Origin of the sequence: Owenweeksia hongkongensis DSM 17368 (assembly GCF_000236705.1) — a bacterium.
Classification (GTDB): domain Bacteria; phylum Bacteroidota; class Bacteroidia; order Flavobacteriales; family Schleiferiaceae; genus Owenweeksia; species Owenweeksia hongkongensis.
Window position 1 is genome coordinate 428,196 of sequence record NC_016599.1, and the last position, 12,794, is coordinate 440,989.

Here is a 12,794-nt window from a genome sequence, read left to right on the forward strand (position 1 = left end):
AAAAAAAGCGGCTTGAGAATACTCTCAAACCGCTTTCACCCTATCTAAACTTAACAAAACCTCCTAAAAAATCACTATTAATCTAAAACAGTAACCAAGTCTTCTTTACTCTTCCTTACTTTGGTAAGATTCACAAGCCAGTCATTTTCGGCATCTCTATATCCTACAGGAAGCATCACACAGCTTTTCAGTCCTTTTTCTTTTAGTCCTAAAATTTCATCCACAGCAGTGGGGTCAAAACCTTCCAGCGGTGTACTGTCTAAGCCTTCAAAAGCTGCAGCAGCAATAGCCTGCGAAAAAGCAATGTAGGCCTGCTTAGCGGCATGGTTAAAGTTTACATCAGCATCTTTTTGAGGATAACTGTTCAATAACATTTGGCGGTAGTTTTCCCAACCTTCATTTTTGAAGCCACGAACAGTGTTTGTCAAATCAAACATTTTATTGATTCGATCAGCCGTATAGGTGTCCCATGCTGCAAATACAAATAGGTGCGAGCAATCTGTAATTACTGATTGATTCCACGCTACTGGCTTTATCTTTTCTTTTATTTCCGGATTAGTGATTACAATAACTTCAAAAGGCTGCAAGCCACTTGAGGTAGGAGCGAGCGAAATAGCTTCAATGATATTATCAATCTTTTCCTGAGGTACTTTTTTGCCATTCATGGCTTTGGCGGCATAGCGCCAGTTGAGTTTATCTAATAATTCCATTCTTCTTATTTATAGGTATTTAATCTTTCTGTTTTAAAATTTCAATCCACTGATTTAGCAAGAGTTTAAGTTGCACCACATCGTCCAATTCCACAGATTGAGACAAGAGATTGTTCATTAACTCCTGAGGGATATACTCCGCATCAGCCTTCATTTTTTTACCATTATCCGTTAGTGCTATTACCACACTTCTCTCATCTTCGGTAGAGCGATTGCGCTGAATAAGATCGAGTTTGGCCATGCGCTGTAGCAATGGCGAGAGAGTATTGGTTTTCAGAATTAGCTTTTGAGATATTTCGTTTACGGAAACCTCGTCTTTTTCCCAAAGCACAAGCAGCACCAGGTACTGTGGGTAGGTAATGCCCAGTTTATCCAAATAAGGTTTGTATGCCTGTGTGATTAAGCGCGAGGCAGAGTAGAGGGGGAAACAAACCTGATTACTCAATTTTAAATCTTCGCTGCTCATATTTTCTTATTTATTGATTTGAGCATCCTTTTTACTTTGGCGCCAAGCTTTCCAGGCACCAGATGACCATAATGCCCAAACAATAAGTACTGGCTGAAAAAACAGACGTATCAATCTTGCGCGGTCTGAGTTTAAAGCACCAAAAGCATCATCGCCATCCAGATATTGAGAAATATTTCCCGGAAAAATCAAGACAAAGAATATGGCTAAAGCCCAGCCAAAAGTTACACGGTGGTTTTTCCAAAGGGCTAATCCAAGCCCTAAAGCCATTTCTACAATGCCTGATAGTATCACAACCAAATCCTTTTCCATAGGAACCCAATCGGGTACCTGAGCCTGAAAATCTACTCTATTGAAGGTAAGGTGGCTAAATCCGGCATATATCATAAAGATGGCCAGGAGTATTCTAAAAATGTTTTGAACAAGGGAGGTTTTTATGTAGGTGTTCATATTGCTTATTTTAAATCGCTCACAATTATATCGTGCACGATGCAAATGTATGAAGGATTAGTTTGATGGAATAATTATTTGGTGAAAACTTTTTGAAAGGGACGGGAGTGGAGTACCGATACAAATAGTAGAGATGATATTTCGAAGCTAAATGTGAGTCTGAGTTTCTGACGAAAGGGAAGAAGTATCAAAGACTGAAACTTAGGGAATATATGAGCAACGGATGCTGGGCAAGCTGAGTAATAGCTCTAGCTTAAAGCTTAATTGAATTGATTTTTACCACAAAGGAGGACTCTCGCGGTAGCGGTGAGAGCTCTCGCGGTACCGGTGTTTGTTGAAGCACGGATTACAAATCCGCGCCATCGGGGCCATTACACAGACCCGTATTTTTGGACTGGCATCTTATCAATTTCGCGTAAAAGCAAGGTAAAACTTACCTCAGAGAAGTGCCGAAGTGAAGCGCAGCGAAACGGCTGGGGCTTAGAAGGGTAAGTAAGCCGTAGATTTTCAGAAATTTATAAGCAGCCTAGACCTTTTGGTTCGTTTTGGGGCGATGCCAAAATGAACAGGAGCCACACATCCAGCCACTCTACCACAGCAAAACTTACAAAGTATACTCCATCCGGATTATGAAATTTGTAATTTCTACTCATAGCATTAAAGTAGAGATTTTGGAGGAAAGGAGAGTTAGGTAAGAGTTTTTAGTAACCACGCGTTAGGAAACGCGCGGGAACGGGGGGAGAACTAACTGATTGAAACAACCTTCTCCCTTAGCTTTTCTACTTTTGATTGAAGATGTTGAATTAGCTGTTGTCTGCTTCTGTCCTCAGAAGATTTTAAATTCTTATAATCGTTTTCTAAGTGATAGAGTGCATCCTGATAATGTCCGATAGCTTTTTCAAAGTTCCTCTTATACTCTTCTTTTTTTCCTTGATCTTCATGAACCTTGTAGTGATGAGCTTGAGGTTTATCTGATAACAACACTATTATGAGTCCAATTAGAGGAGAAACAATGATAGCCCAGAAGAAGGCCCACCCGAATCCTATTTTTCTTTTCTGACCTAGTAGACCAACACCCACTGCAAATCCAATCCAAAGTATGTATACCATTTTCGAGTTAAGTTTTTTTAATTAATCACTGACTGACAAGTTGTGGGTTAGAACAAGGGAGTTATTCGTTTTCTAAATCCTCTAGTATGATTCGATGCTTCTGCTTACGATCCTTTTTTACCCTTTCTGATTTGTTCTGAGCTGCATACTTATTCTTGTCAGACTGAAAATACAAATGGCCATAGCCAAGAAGAGAATCTTGTTTCACCATCACACCATTCATGAAGCAGTCATCATAACCACAGTTATGCTTAGAGTAATTTCCAAAGTTTCGGTGTTTGATTTTCTTATCGGATAGAATCTTTTGTTGATTAGCACGAATAGTATCCCAGATAGCCCTTTCATCAGCGTTAGTTAATTCCTGTCCCAACGTGGTTACAGCGAAGTAGGTTTCCGGATCTTTTAGTTGAAAGAAGTTAAAGGTCTTTTCAAAAAATTGGTTGGTATAATCTCGAATCTCAATTTTATCATCTAAACTCAGCTTTCCATTTTCACCGATAGAACGATATAAGCCAAGCGTATTAAAGTCAGTGTATTTCTTATGATTGTCAATGTAGTGGAAATACTCACTCTTGCTCAGCTCATTAAATTTCTTTCCAATTTTCATTTATAATCTTGTTTTTAATACCAAGCGTAGCAACTGAGGGCGCTACATGTCGGAGTAATCTTCTTAGTCAATGCCCAAAATACTAGAAATCCTTTTATGAAGAGGCCAAATTCCAACTAAAGGATTTAGAAAAATCCATAGTGTGGAAAGATAGGTCCAGATATTCCAGGCTTGTCTTTCAGAGTGCATGAGAAGCTTGCTTAAGTAGTGGAAACGGGTAAGCTCAATGATGCCTGCAAGTAGGAAGAGTACAAATCCTAAAGGCATTTCCCTGACAATGGAAACACATGCAGCAATCATCAAACAGACTGAGAGAGCTCCCAAAGTATTAAGCTTCTTCTTTGTGATGATCCGTTGTTCCGTATTAGCTCCAATTAAAAGAAAACCAAGTGAATGAGTATACAATAGGTAAACACAAAACTGAATCAACACTGTGCTCCACAGAAAGTAAAGCAATACCATTAGGTTTTTGCTGCCAATGATCAGGAGTAAGCATAAGGACAAAATCAGCGGAGATACCAGTAATAGCGCTATCTGGTTTGGTCTTCTATGTATTATCCAGTTCTTCAAATATTCTTATTTACCTCTCAAATAACGCCACACTCTCAATATGAGCCGTATGTGGAAACTGATCTACCAATGAGTATTTTTTCAACTTATAACCAGCTTCGGCAAGCGTTACCATATCACGAGCCTGTGTAGCTGGGTTGCAAGAAACATACACCATGCGCTTGGCATTAAGGCGTATCACTTTGCGCAGAGTTTTGGGAGCAATACCGGCACGGGGAGGGTCCATTACTATGGTGTCAATCTTGTCGGTGTATTCGGGGTGTTCCAAAAGGAATTTGCCTACATCAGCGGCAAAGAATTTTAGGTTGTCAAAACCATTGGCTTTGGCAGTTTTCTTAGCATCAGCTACAGCTTGAGGTACCAATTCCACACCAATTATTTCTTTATCGGTACTACGCTGCGCCAGTAGCTGCGTTATGGTTCCCGTTCCTGAGAAAAGGTCCATCACCACGGGGCGGCTTCCGGGCTCGGTTTCAAAAACATAGTTCAAGGCTTTTTGGTACAAACGCTCGGCACTGGCGGGGTTGGTCTGGAAAAAGCTTTCTAAGCTAATGCGGAATTGCAGTCCACAAATTTCTTCGGTGATGGTGCCTTTGCCATAAATCACATTCTGCTTGCCATCGGTGGTCAGCGGTCGGTCGCCAATATCATCATTTAGGGTGTGCACCAGGCCTAGCAATCTATCGCCAAGGAGGTCTTTCATAAAGGCTACAAACTCGTCTTTGTCAAAGCGGTCAAGCTCACTGGAGGTTGTCACCAAATTAATAAGAAGCCCATCTTCTGAGAAAGACCTTTTTACCGTAAGGAAACGACAAAAGCCGGTATGCTGCAATCCGTGCCAGGCGCTAAATCCACGTGAAGTGAAATAGTCAGAAATAGCAGGAAGCGCATTTTCTATTTGTGGGTCAAAAAGACCTGAGTCTTTTTTAAGCTGCTCTACTGAAAGCCATTGTCCACGCTTTTTAAAACCTAAGGTAAAACCGTCAAACTCTTCATCTGTATTTCTATCATAGCCTACAGCCGAAAAGGAATATTCCATTTTGTTGCGATAATGAAAATCGTCAGGCGAAGACATAAATTCATCCAAAAGGTCAGCCGCATTTTCAATTTTGCCTATTCGCCTAAAAAGCTCAATGGTGGTATTCTTTTTATACTCGTGCTGCTTTTCTACCGGAAGGGTAATGTAGGGCGCACCGGGAATAGGGTGGTAGGGCATTTCCACTTCCAGCGGACTGGGTGTGATTACCTTTAGCAATTTGGCTTCGGCATAGGAGTTTTTGGCCTTTATAATTTTGGCTGAAACCACTTGCCCCGGAATAGTATTGGGTACAAATACAATGTATTTGCCGTCTTCAGTTTCTACACGTGATATCCCTTTACCTTCAAAGGCCATATCATCAATTTTCAGCTCCACACGCTGATTTCTGGAAAATGGGCGTTTTTGTGACATAGGCGGCAAAAATACCCTAATTTTGAGCTTCGCAAATTAAAGAGGTAGCTCTTTTTTTAATCACATAAAAATAGACAGATTATGAACTTAGTAGCTGATAAGCTGAGCTCAAAAGATGCCATTGAGTTGGAAAATAAATACGGAGCCCATAACTACCACCCACTTCCTGTGGTGCTGGACAAAGGTGAAGGCGTATTTGTGTGGGATTTGGAAGGAAAAAAATACTATGACTTTTTATCAGCCTATTCGGCTATCAATCAAGGACATTGTCATCCAAGAATTATAGGAGCACTTAAGGCGCAAGCCGAGCGTATTACGCTTACCAGCCGTGCTTTCTTCAACTCGCGCTTAGGTGAGTTTGAAAAATACATGAGTGAGTATTTTGGTTTTGACAAAGTACTGGCCATGAATAGTGGTGCCGAAGCTGTGGAAACGGCTATCAAAATTGCACGTAAGTGGGGTTATGAAAAGAAAGGTGTAGAAGAGCACGAAGCGCAAATTATTGTTGCTAAAAACAACTTTCACGGACGTACCACTACCATTATTTCATTTTCTAATGATGAAGATGCACGTAAAAACTTTGGCCCTTATACACCTGGTTTTATCAAGGTAGATTATGATAATGTGGATTCTCTGGAAGAAGCTATAAAGAGTAGTAAAAACGTTGTAGCATTTCTTGTTGAGCCTATTCAAGGTGAAGCGGGTGTATTTGTACCGCAAGATGGATACCTTACTGCTGCACGTGAACTTTGCGCTCAAAACAATGTGCTTTTTATTGCTGACGAAATTCAAACAGGAATTGCCCGTACGGGAAATCTTTTGGCTGTAGATCACGAAGGTGTGAAGCCGGATATGTTGATTCTTGGAAAAGCGTTGAGCGGTGGTGTTTACCCGGTTTCTGCGGTTTTGGCTAATGATGACATTATGAATGTAATCAAGCCCGGGCAACACGGTTCTACTTTTGGTGGAAACCCATTGGCCGCAGCCGTAGCCATGGAAGCTCTTGAAGTAGTAAAAGACGAGAAGCTTGCCGAAAATGCTTTCGAAATGGGAGAGCTTTTCCGTGAGAAAATGAACGAGTATATTTCTAAAAACAGTTTGGTGAAGCTAGTTCGTGGTCGCGGTTTGCTTAATGCCATCGTAATTAATGATAGCGAGGATAGCAGTACAGCTTGGGATATTTGTGTGGCTTTGAAAGACAATGGTCTTTTGGCTAAGCCAACCCATGGAAATATTATCCGTTTTGCGCCACCATTGGTAATGAACAGAGAGCAAATTTTGGATTGTGTTGATATTATTACCAGCACTATTTCAAAGTTTGAGAAATAAAAAATAGGCCTTTGTCAGGTTAATGGCATTAGGCTTAAATCTCAATGCTGATATTGTACGTACATTAAAACAAAACAACAGCATGCAAGAGATTTGGGAAAGTGTTAAGACCTGGTTTTTGAGCCTTGGAGAAACTTACGGGGTAGATCCTATCATATTTGGAAGCATTTATGTGGGGGCTATCCCGTTTTTTACGCTATCTGTAGCCTGGATAGTGCGTAATTACCGTAAGGATAAACCTATTACGATACCCGTGCTCTGTGCTGGTTTTTTCTTTGTTTCGGCATACCTTTATCTTTTTATTGTAGGAGAAAATATTCCTTGGTGGGTATATGTTTTGCTTGGCGCAATGATAGCGTATGGCGCATGGAGCACTTATCAAAGTACCAAAAAGAAGGCTCTAAAGGCCAAAGAAGAAAAAGATGACGATTAGCGATTTACAATCAAATTTTATTGAAAAGCTGGAAGGGCTTTATACCAAAGGAGAGGCAGAGCGCCTCTTTTTTATTGGACTGGAAGATCTGATGGATATAAACCTTTCACAGTATAGAGTAGAGCAAAATCGTACTACAAAGGAGATTGACCCCAAACGTATGCTGAACTACCTTCAGGGCTTGCTTGAGGGGAAGCCTTATCAGCATTTGATAGGTGAGGTACACTTTGCTAATCTAAAGTTAAGGGTGGGGCCAGAGGCGCTTATTCCAAGGCCAGAAACGGAGGAGCTGGCTTATCTGATTAAGGAAGAAAATGATACTGCTGCACAACTTAGTATTTTAGATATAGGCACAGGAACAGGATGCTTGGCTCTGGCTTGTGCTCATTTGTTTAAAAATTCAAATGTAGAAGCTGTTGATATTTCTAAAGAAGCTTTGGGTTTAGCTAGAGCTAATACTAAACAGAATTCACTTGATGTAAAGTTTTGGGAAGCGGACATTTTAGATAAAAGTAAATGGCCATCTGGAAATTGGGACTTGATAGTGAGCAACCCTCCATACATTGGTGAAAGCGAAGCTGTAGAAATGGATGATTTGGTAAAAGAACATGAGCCACATACAGCGCTTTTTGTGCCAGATAATGACATCCTCATTTTTTACCGAGCTATAATGGAGCTGGCCAATGAGCGACTAAATACAGGAGGGAAGGTTTATATGGAAATCAATCAAAAGCTTGGTGAGGCCACACGAGAGCTTTTTGTACACGAAGGTTACGAAACCAGGTTATTGAAGGACCTTAGTGGTAATGATAGGTTTGTGGTGGCGGAGAGATAAGTGACTTTTACTTCCTTTAGAACCACTCTGTGAAACTCTGTGCAACCCTGTGGTGAAAAAATTGCGCACAGATTATTGACCACTGAGGTCAAGGAGTTGCACTGAGATGAACTGTGTTCAAAAACACTTTAAGGTAAGGCAGACAAGGAAGCATAAAAAACCCCGACTAAAAGCCGGGGTCTTATAAATATCTTAAGATATAATTCTTAGAGCTTAGCAGTAAGCTCAGAACCTGCTTTAAACTTAGCAACAGTTTTAGCTGGGATTTGAATTTTCTTTCCGGTCTGTGGGTTTCTACCCTCACGAGCCGCTCTTTCTGAAGTAGAGAAAGTTCCGAATCCTACTAGTGATACGCGACCACCTTTTGACATTGTATTAGCTACATTGTCGGTAAAAGAATCCAATGCTTTTTTAGCCGCAGCTTTAGAAATACCGGCATCAGCTGCCATAGCATCGATCAAATCTGATTTGTTCATGATTATAATTAATTTTAGTTAAACAATTATCAACTCTCACAAAGGTAGACTTATAGCGGGATTGCGCAAGTTTAGGCCAAAAAAAATGCCCTAAATGTTGAAAATAGTGGTCATTTGTTGAAAAAGGTAGGGGCAAACCTACTGTGAATAAGGGATTCAGCCCATTTTGGCGTTCTCAGAAATTTTAAAGCCATTTAGTAATTCTGACACCTCCATTCGCCTTTTTCCCGCTATTTGTAGGCTTTTCAGGCGTATCATTTTGTCATGGCAACCCACATTTAACACATTTTTATTGTTGGTTTCTAATTCACCTGCTCCTTTGCTAGGTTCATCAGTAAGTTCTACCTCAAAAATTTTAACTCCAATTTTTTCGTCATCCATTATAATGTTGCTGATGGCGGCCGGGTAGGGCGAAAGCCCTCTAATGAAATTGTAAACCTGCTCGGCTGGTTTTGAAAAATCAATAATGGTATCCTCCTTAAAAATCTTAGGGGCTTCCTTATTTGCTTGGTTGTGATCTTGCGGAGTAGAAGGTGCATTTCCGCTCTCAATTTTATTCACGGTATCCAAAAGAAGCTTGGCACCCTCAATCATTAGTTTATCGTGATAAGTTCCCGCTGAGTCATTTTTTGTAATGGGCACTTTTACGTTTTGGATAGTTTCACCGGTATCTATCTTTTCATTAATAAAGAATGTGGTGGCGCCACTTTCCGTTTCTCCATTTATAATTGCCCAATTGATAGGGGCAGCACCTCTATATTGAGGAAGTAATGAGCCGTGTAGATTTATCGTTCCCTTGGCGGGTAAATCCCACACCACTTTTGGAAGCATCCTAAAAGCAACCACTATTTGTAAATCTGGCTTTAGAGCCGAAAGCTCTTCTATAAACTCTGGAGCCTTGAGATTGGTAGGTTGAAGTACTTTCAAACCCTGAGATTCGGCATATACTTTAACGGCTGATTGTTGCAGCTTTCTTCCGCGACCAGCAGGTTTATCCGGAGCGGTAATTACACCTACCACGTTTTTTCCGTTTTCTACAAGTTTTTTTAATGAGGCTACCGCAAAATCTGGGGTGCCCATAAATACAATTCGCATGATTGTGATTTTATGAAATACTGCTGCGCAGCAATGGATTCTGAATAAGTGGTAAAATTAAGAAGCTATTTGATATCTCAGCTATTGAGCGCGTAAAGGTCTTGGCCTACACTTTTGATAAAACCGGAATCCAGCAACCAGCGAAGTGCTTCCAGGCAAATGGTATCATTGATTTTCAATTGCTCCCGAATTTTTGCATGCGAAAGAGGCGATTTCTCCTGAAGTAATGATTTGATAGAAGCGATGGCTTTATCCATTTTTTCATCAGCATTTTCAGCTCCTTTTTTTGCACGGCATACATCACAATGCCCACAATCCTGTGTGCTTTTTTCACCAAAGTATTTGAGGAGTTTTACGCTTCGACAGGTTTCACTATCACTTACAAAATCTTCAATAGCGTCTATTCGTTGCTTTTTATCCTTAAAACGATCCTTCAAATTTTCATTTGAAATAGAAAGATGCTTCGTTACCTGTCGTGGTTTATTGATGGTAATTTCAGAATCTCCTTTGTTGGGAATGTAGTCGATAATTCCTTTGGTCTTAAGATACTGAAGCGCTTCGCGAACATTTCGTTCCGTAGATTTTAACCTGCCCGCAATCACAGATTCCTGGATGGAAGCATATTCCGTTTCTAAACCGCCATAAGATCTGGTGAGTGATTTTATCAAAATATCCAGCTTGGGATAACGAAGCTGAAAATCATACAATGTGGTTCGATCCACTAAAATGTGAACACGTGAGGTAGACTTAAAACCTTCATTGAGTGTAAGCCAACCCTCACGCTCAAGTATTTTTAATACTTCGTAGGCCTTTAGTACGGGCAAGGAATACTGGTCTATAAATGCTTTGAAGTCAAAAGGGAAGTTTTGCCCTTCGCCAGTGCCAGAAGCTAATTGTAAGTAATTATTTAAAGCTTGGTAGGTACGTTTTACAAATTCCAGATCCGGAAAGCTTTCCAGGTGCCTTCTTTTTAATTCATCTAAATCTGGTGGGCCAATGAGCATTACAGAGTATGCTGTCTCACCATCTCGTCCTGCCCGGCCAGCTTCCTGAAAGTAGGCTTCTAGAGATTCGGGTAACTCAAGATGAAGCACAATGCGAACATCTGGTTTATCAATCCCCATCCCAAAGGCATTGGTACAAACTATAATTCTAAGCTTGTTATTAACCCAGGCTTCCTGCTTTTTCTTCCGGTCTTCCGGGCTCATTCCTGCGTGGTAAAAGTCAGCTGAAATACCATTTTGCGTAAGCCATTGAGCAATTTCTACGGTGTGCTTTCTATTGCGGACGTATATCAGGCCAGAGCCTTTTATTCTCCTCAATATTTCTATTGCCTTACTCCATTTACGTTCAGTGTGATTTACGTTATAATAAAGGTTGGGTCGGTAAAAACTCTTTTGAATAACATGCTTCTCAGGGAAGCTTAATTTTTCCTGAATGTCATCCACCACATTTGGGGTGGCCGTTGCTGTAAGGGCAAGTATAGGTACTGAGGGTAGTAGCTCGCGTATCTCTGCAATTTTGGTGTAGGGGGGTCTAAAGTCATATCCCCATTGAGAAATGCAATGTGCTTCATCTACCACCAGCAAATTGACTTTCATGCGCTTGATGCGCTCCTGCACAATTTCCGATTGTAACCTTTCGGGAGATAGATATAAAAATTTGTATCGCCCATGAACACAATTGTCCAGGGCAATATCAATTTCACGGTAGGTGAGACCCGAGGTAAGTGCTACAGCTGGTATTTCTCGGTTTTTTAGATTTTGAACCTGATCAGCCATTAAGGCTATCAAAGGAGATACTACAATGCCAATTCCCTTTTGGGCCATTATGGGCACCTGAAAACAAATAGATTTACCCCCGCCAGTAGGGAGCAGAGCCAGTGTGTCTTTCCCCGAAAGGGCAGAATTTATAATATCTTCCTGTAGTGGACGGAAATTTCTAAATCCCCAATAGGAAAATAATATGTCATGAATTTTGTCCGTCATTCAACCCCAAGGTGCGCCAAAATAAACTTTACGCGTTCTTGCGAAGAGCTTTTTGGTACCTCTACTACTTCATAACCAAAACTAGTGTAGGCTTTGATAAGTTCTTCGTGAATAGTATTCATTGTGGCAAAGTCTTCTCTGCGCTCTTCGTCCATTGAATAGATTTCCTCCCAAGGTGGCGTCAAAAAAACTTTTGTATGATAGGGGTAATGTATAGCCAGATCTTCCAACGCATCTGCCGGAAGGTTATCTTTTTTGAGGTATGCAATCACATCAATAATGCCTCGGTCATAAAAGTTGATTTTTCCTTCAGCAGCATTTCGATATTGGTTTGTTTGACCATCAAACACCAAGTTGCTGAATCCAGAAAGATCATCCCAGGGTAACTGTGCAGATCCTTTTGCCAATTCCTCTTTTATTACAGATCTTGAAACTTCGGTGTGGCAGGTGTAGCCGTTTTGTTTCATCAAGTCAATAATAGTAGACTTTCCTGTGCCCGGGCCTCCGGTTATAATCACGCGTTTGGTTGTACTCATGGTTTATACGTAGTTCCTTGTGTGTTATTTGGTTTGTTGTCAATCGTTAAGCTAATCTGTAATTTAGAAAAGCCTATTGTAAATCCAACTAAAATTACAATGTCTCCTCAAACAAAGTAATGTGGTGCCGAAGATAAAATTTTAGTTGAAACGGAAACGCTTCTATTGAAACCGCAAAAATGGGTTTAGAAAGTATAAATTCTATGAAGTAAATTCGCATCCTTTAACAAAAGAGTCAGCATGGACAGTAGAGAAGAAAAGTACGAGAAGTTAAAAATACAGTTGGAAGAAGGGTTTGAATGGCCAACACTATATATGTTTAAATTCATTATTCCAGCGGATAATGAAAAGCTTGCTCAGATAGAAAGTTTATTCAATTCAAAAGAAGCGCAGATAAATACACGTGAATCCAGCAAGGGAAACTTTATTAGCGTTACCGTAAAAGAAATGATGATGAGCCCTCAGCGTGTGATTGACCGTTATGTTGAATCAGAGTCTATTGAAGGAATAATTTCACTTTAGATATTATTGCCCGATGGGTTCGGCACTAAAAGCTTCGATTTCCTGACTTTCATTTATTGAGATAGTAAACTCTATAGGATTGCAGCACCTTTCGCAATCCTCAATATACTGTTGCTCCGGCACCGAGGTATCGATAAGAATTGATACTTCGGTAAAACAATAAGGACAGGGGTAAAAGTATTCTTCCATTGTATTCAGGTATTGGAGTTTTTAACCA

General features: G+C 40.4%; 16 protein-coding genes. 4 read left to right on the forward strand and 12 right to left on the reverse strand.

The genetic code is table 11. From position 1 onward, the window contains the following. Positions 1-77: 77 nt before the first annotated feature. The 7 genes from OWEHO_RS02000 to rlmD form a co-directional block, all read right to left on the reverse strand. Positions 78-710 (reverse strand): nitroreductase family protein, encoded by a 633-nt coding sequence (locus OWEHO_RS02000; RefSeq protein WP_014200782.1) that lies wholly within the window; start codon positions 708-710, stop codon positions 78-80. 19 nt (positions 711-729) lie between these two features. Next, positions 730-1,176, reverse strand: coding sequence for a MarR family winged helix-turn-helix transcriptional regulator (locus tag OWEHO_RS02005; protein WP_014200783.1), 447 nt, complete (start codon positions 1,174-1,176; stop codon positions 730-732). Positions 1,177-1,182: 6 nt separating this feature from the next. Continuing rightward, complete coding sequence (locus tag OWEHO_RS02010; protein ID WP_014200784.1) at positions 1,183-1,626, reverse strand: DoxX family protein; 444 nt, start codon at positions 1,624-1,626, stop codon at positions 1,183-1,185. A 515-nt stretch (positions 1,627-2,141) separates the two neighbouring features. Further along, a complete protein-coding gene (locus tag OWEHO_RS18575; protein WP_223252708.1) occupies positions 2,142-2,279 on the reverse strand; it encodes a hypothetical protein in 138 nt (45 codons plus the stop codon). Between the two features lie 91 nt (positions 2,280-2,370). After that, complete coding sequence (locus OWEHO_RS02015; RefSeq protein ID WP_014200785.1) at positions 2,371-2,736, reverse strand: hypothetical protein; 366 nt, start codon at positions 2,734-2,736, stop codon at positions 2,371-2,373. Between the two features lie 61 nt (positions 2,737-2,797). After that, positions 2,798-3,343 carry a hypothetical protein gene (locus OWEHO_RS02020; protein ID WP_014200786.1) on the reverse strand — a complete coding sequence of 182 codons (546 nt, stop codon included), beginning with the start codon at positions 3,341-3,343 and terminating at the stop codon, positions 2,798-2,800. Positions 3,344-3,923: 580 nt separating this feature from the next. Beyond that, positions 3,924-5,363: a 23S rRNA (uracil(1939)-C(5))-methyltransferase RlmD gene (rlmD, locus tag OWEHO_RS02030; protein ID WP_014200788.1), complete on the reverse strand. Its 1,440-nt coding sequence runs from the start codon at positions 5,361-5,363 to the stop codon at positions 3,924-3,926. A gap of 81 nt (positions 5,364-5,444) precedes the next feature. On the opposite strand from rlmD, the gene rocD reads away from it, so the two are divergent. The 3 genes from rocD (at position 5,445) to prmC (ending at position 7,960) form a co-directional block, all read left to right on the forward strand. Continuing rightward, complete coding sequence (gene rocD / locus OWEHO_RS02035; protein WP_014200789.1) at positions 5,445-6,692, forward strand: ornithine--oxo-acid transaminase; 1,248 nt, start codon at positions 5,445-5,447, stop codon at positions 6,690-6,692. A gap of 82 nt (positions 6,693-6,774) precedes the next feature. Continuing rightward, on the forward strand, positions 6,775-7,125 hold the full coding sequence (locus OWEHO_RS02040; protein WP_041627818.1) for a hypothetical protein: 351 nt from the start codon (positions 6,775-6,777) through the stop codon (positions 7,123-7,125). Beyond that, positions 7,115-7,960 carry a peptide chain release factor N(5)-glutamine methyltransferase gene (gene prmC / locus OWEHO_RS02045; protein WP_014200791.1) on the forward strand — a complete coding sequence of 282 codons (846 nt, stop codon included), beginning with the start codon at positions 7,115-7,117 and terminating at the stop codon, positions 7,958-7,960. Before OWEHO_RS02040 ends, prmC begins: the two co-directional genes overlap by 11 nt. Before the next feature lie 206 nt (positions 7,961-8,166). On the opposite strand, the gene OWEHO_RS02050 is transcribed toward prmC, so the two are convergent. The 4 genes from OWEHO_RS02050 to OWEHO_RS02065 form a co-directional block, all read right to left on the reverse strand. Beyond that, positions 8,167-8,436, reverse strand: coding sequence for an HU family DNA-binding protein (locus OWEHO_RS02050; protein WP_014200792.1), 270 nt, complete (start codon positions 8,434-8,436; stop codon positions 8,167-8,169). 156 nt (positions 8,437-8,592) lie between these two features. Then, the gene (fmt, locus tag OWEHO_RS02055; RefSeq protein WP_014200793.1) at positions 8,593-9,531 is read right to left on the reverse strand and encodes a methionyl-tRNA formyltransferase; all 939 of its coding nucleotides are present in this window, start codon (positions 9,529-9,531) and stop codon (positions 8,593-8,595) included. A 77-nt stretch (positions 9,532-9,608) separates the two neighbouring features. Then, positions 9,609-11,519, reverse strand: coding sequence for a RecQ family ATP-dependent DNA helicase (locus tag OWEHO_RS02060; protein WP_014200794.1), 1,911 nt, complete (start codon positions 11,517-11,519; stop codon positions 9,609-9,611). After that, positions 11,516-12,055, reverse strand: coding sequence for an AAA family ATPase (locus OWEHO_RS02065; RefSeq protein WP_014200795.1), 540 nt, complete (start codon positions 12,053-12,055; stop codon positions 11,516-11,518). The genes OWEHO_RS02060 and OWEHO_RS02065 overlap by 4 nt, the downstream gene beginning before the upstream one ends. A gap of 240 nt (positions 12,056-12,295) precedes the next feature. Here OWEHO_RS02065 and OWEHO_RS02070 point away from each other — a divergent pair, with 240 nt between their 5' ends. Then, complete coding sequence (locus tag OWEHO_RS02070) at positions 12,296-12,577, forward strand: DUF493 family protein (RefSeq protein ID WP_014200796.1); 282 nt, start codon at positions 12,296-12,298, stop codon at positions 12,575-12,577. 3 nt (positions 12,578-12,580) lie between these two features. On the opposite strand, the gene OWEHO_RS18145 is transcribed toward OWEHO_RS02070, so the two are convergent. Next, complete coding sequence (locus OWEHO_RS18145) at positions 12,581-12,766, reverse strand: CPXCG motif-containing cysteine-rich protein (protein WP_014200797.1); 186 nt, start codon at positions 12,764-12,766, stop codon at positions 12,581-12,583. Between the last annotated feature and the right edge of the window lie 28 nt (positions 12,767-12,794).

What these genes read in the sequence shown, in the direction of transcription:
- OWEHO_RS02000 (WP_014200782.1), bottom strand. Translation starts at nt 710, where the DNA reads ATGGAATTATTAGATAAACTCAACTGGCGCTATGCCGCCAAAGCCATG.
- OWEHO_RS02005 (WP_014200783.1), bottom strand. Translation starts at nt 1,176, where the DNA reads ATGAGCAGCGAAGATTTAAAATTGAGTAATCAGGTTTGTTTCCCCCTC.
- OWEHO_RS02010 (WP_014200784.1), bottom strand. Translation starts at nt 1,626, where the DNA reads ATGAACACCTACATAAAAACCTCCCTTGTTCAAAACATTTTTAGAATA.
- OWEHO_RS18575 (WP_223252708.1), bottom strand. Translation starts at nt 2,279, where the DNA reads ATGAGTAGAAATTACAAATTTCATAATCCGGATGGAGTATACTTTGTA.
- OWEHO_RS02015 (WP_014200785.1), bottom strand. Translation starts at nt 2,736, where the DNA reads ATGGTATACATACTTTGGATTGGATTTGCAGTGGGTGTTGGTCTACTA.
- OWEHO_RS02020 (WP_014200786.1), bottom strand. Translation starts at nt 3,343, where the DNA reads ATGAAAATTGGAAAGAAATTTAATGAGCTGAGCAAGAGTGAGTATTTC.
- rlmD (WP_014200788.1), bottom strand. Translation starts at nt 5,363, where the DNA reads ATGTCACAAAAACGCCCATTTTCCAGAAATCAGCGTGTGGAGCTGAAA.
- rocD (WP_014200789.1), top strand. Translation starts at nt 5,445, where the DNA reads ATGAACTTAGTAGCTGATAAGCTGAGCTCAAAAGATGCCATTGAGTTG.
- OWEHO_RS02040 (WP_041627818.1), top strand. Translation starts at nt 6,775, where the DNA reads ATGCAAGAGATTTGGGAAAGTGTTAAGACCTGGTTTTTGAGCCTTGGA.
- prmC (WP_014200791.1), top strand. Translation starts at nt 7,115, where the DNA reads ATGACGATTAGCGATTTACAATCAAATTTTATTGAAAAGCTGGAAGGG.
- OWEHO_RS02050 (WP_014200792.1), bottom strand. Translation starts at nt 8,436, where the DNA reads ATGAACAAATCAGATTTGATCGATGCTATGGCAGCTGATGCCGGTATT.
- fmt (WP_014200793.1), bottom strand. Translation starts at nt 9,531, where the DNA reads ATGCGAATTGTATTTATGGGCACCCCAGATTTTGCGGTAGCCTCATTA.
- OWEHO_RS02060 (WP_014200794.1), bottom strand. Translation starts at nt 11,519, where the DNA reads ATGACGGACAAAATTCATGACATATTATTTTCCTATTGGGGATTTAGA.
- OWEHO_RS02065 (WP_014200795.1), bottom strand. Translation starts at nt 12,055, where the DNA reads ATGAGTACAACCAAACGCGTGATTATAACCGGAGGCCCGGGCACAGGA.
- OWEHO_RS02070 (WP_014200796.1), top strand. Translation starts at nt 12,296, where the DNA reads ATGGACAGTAGAGAAGAAAAGTACGAGAAGTTAAAAATACAGTTGGAA.
- OWEHO_RS18145 (WP_014200797.1), bottom strand. Translation starts at nt 12,766, where the DNA reads ATGGAAGAATACTTTTACCCCTGTCCTTATTGTTTTACCGAAGTATCA.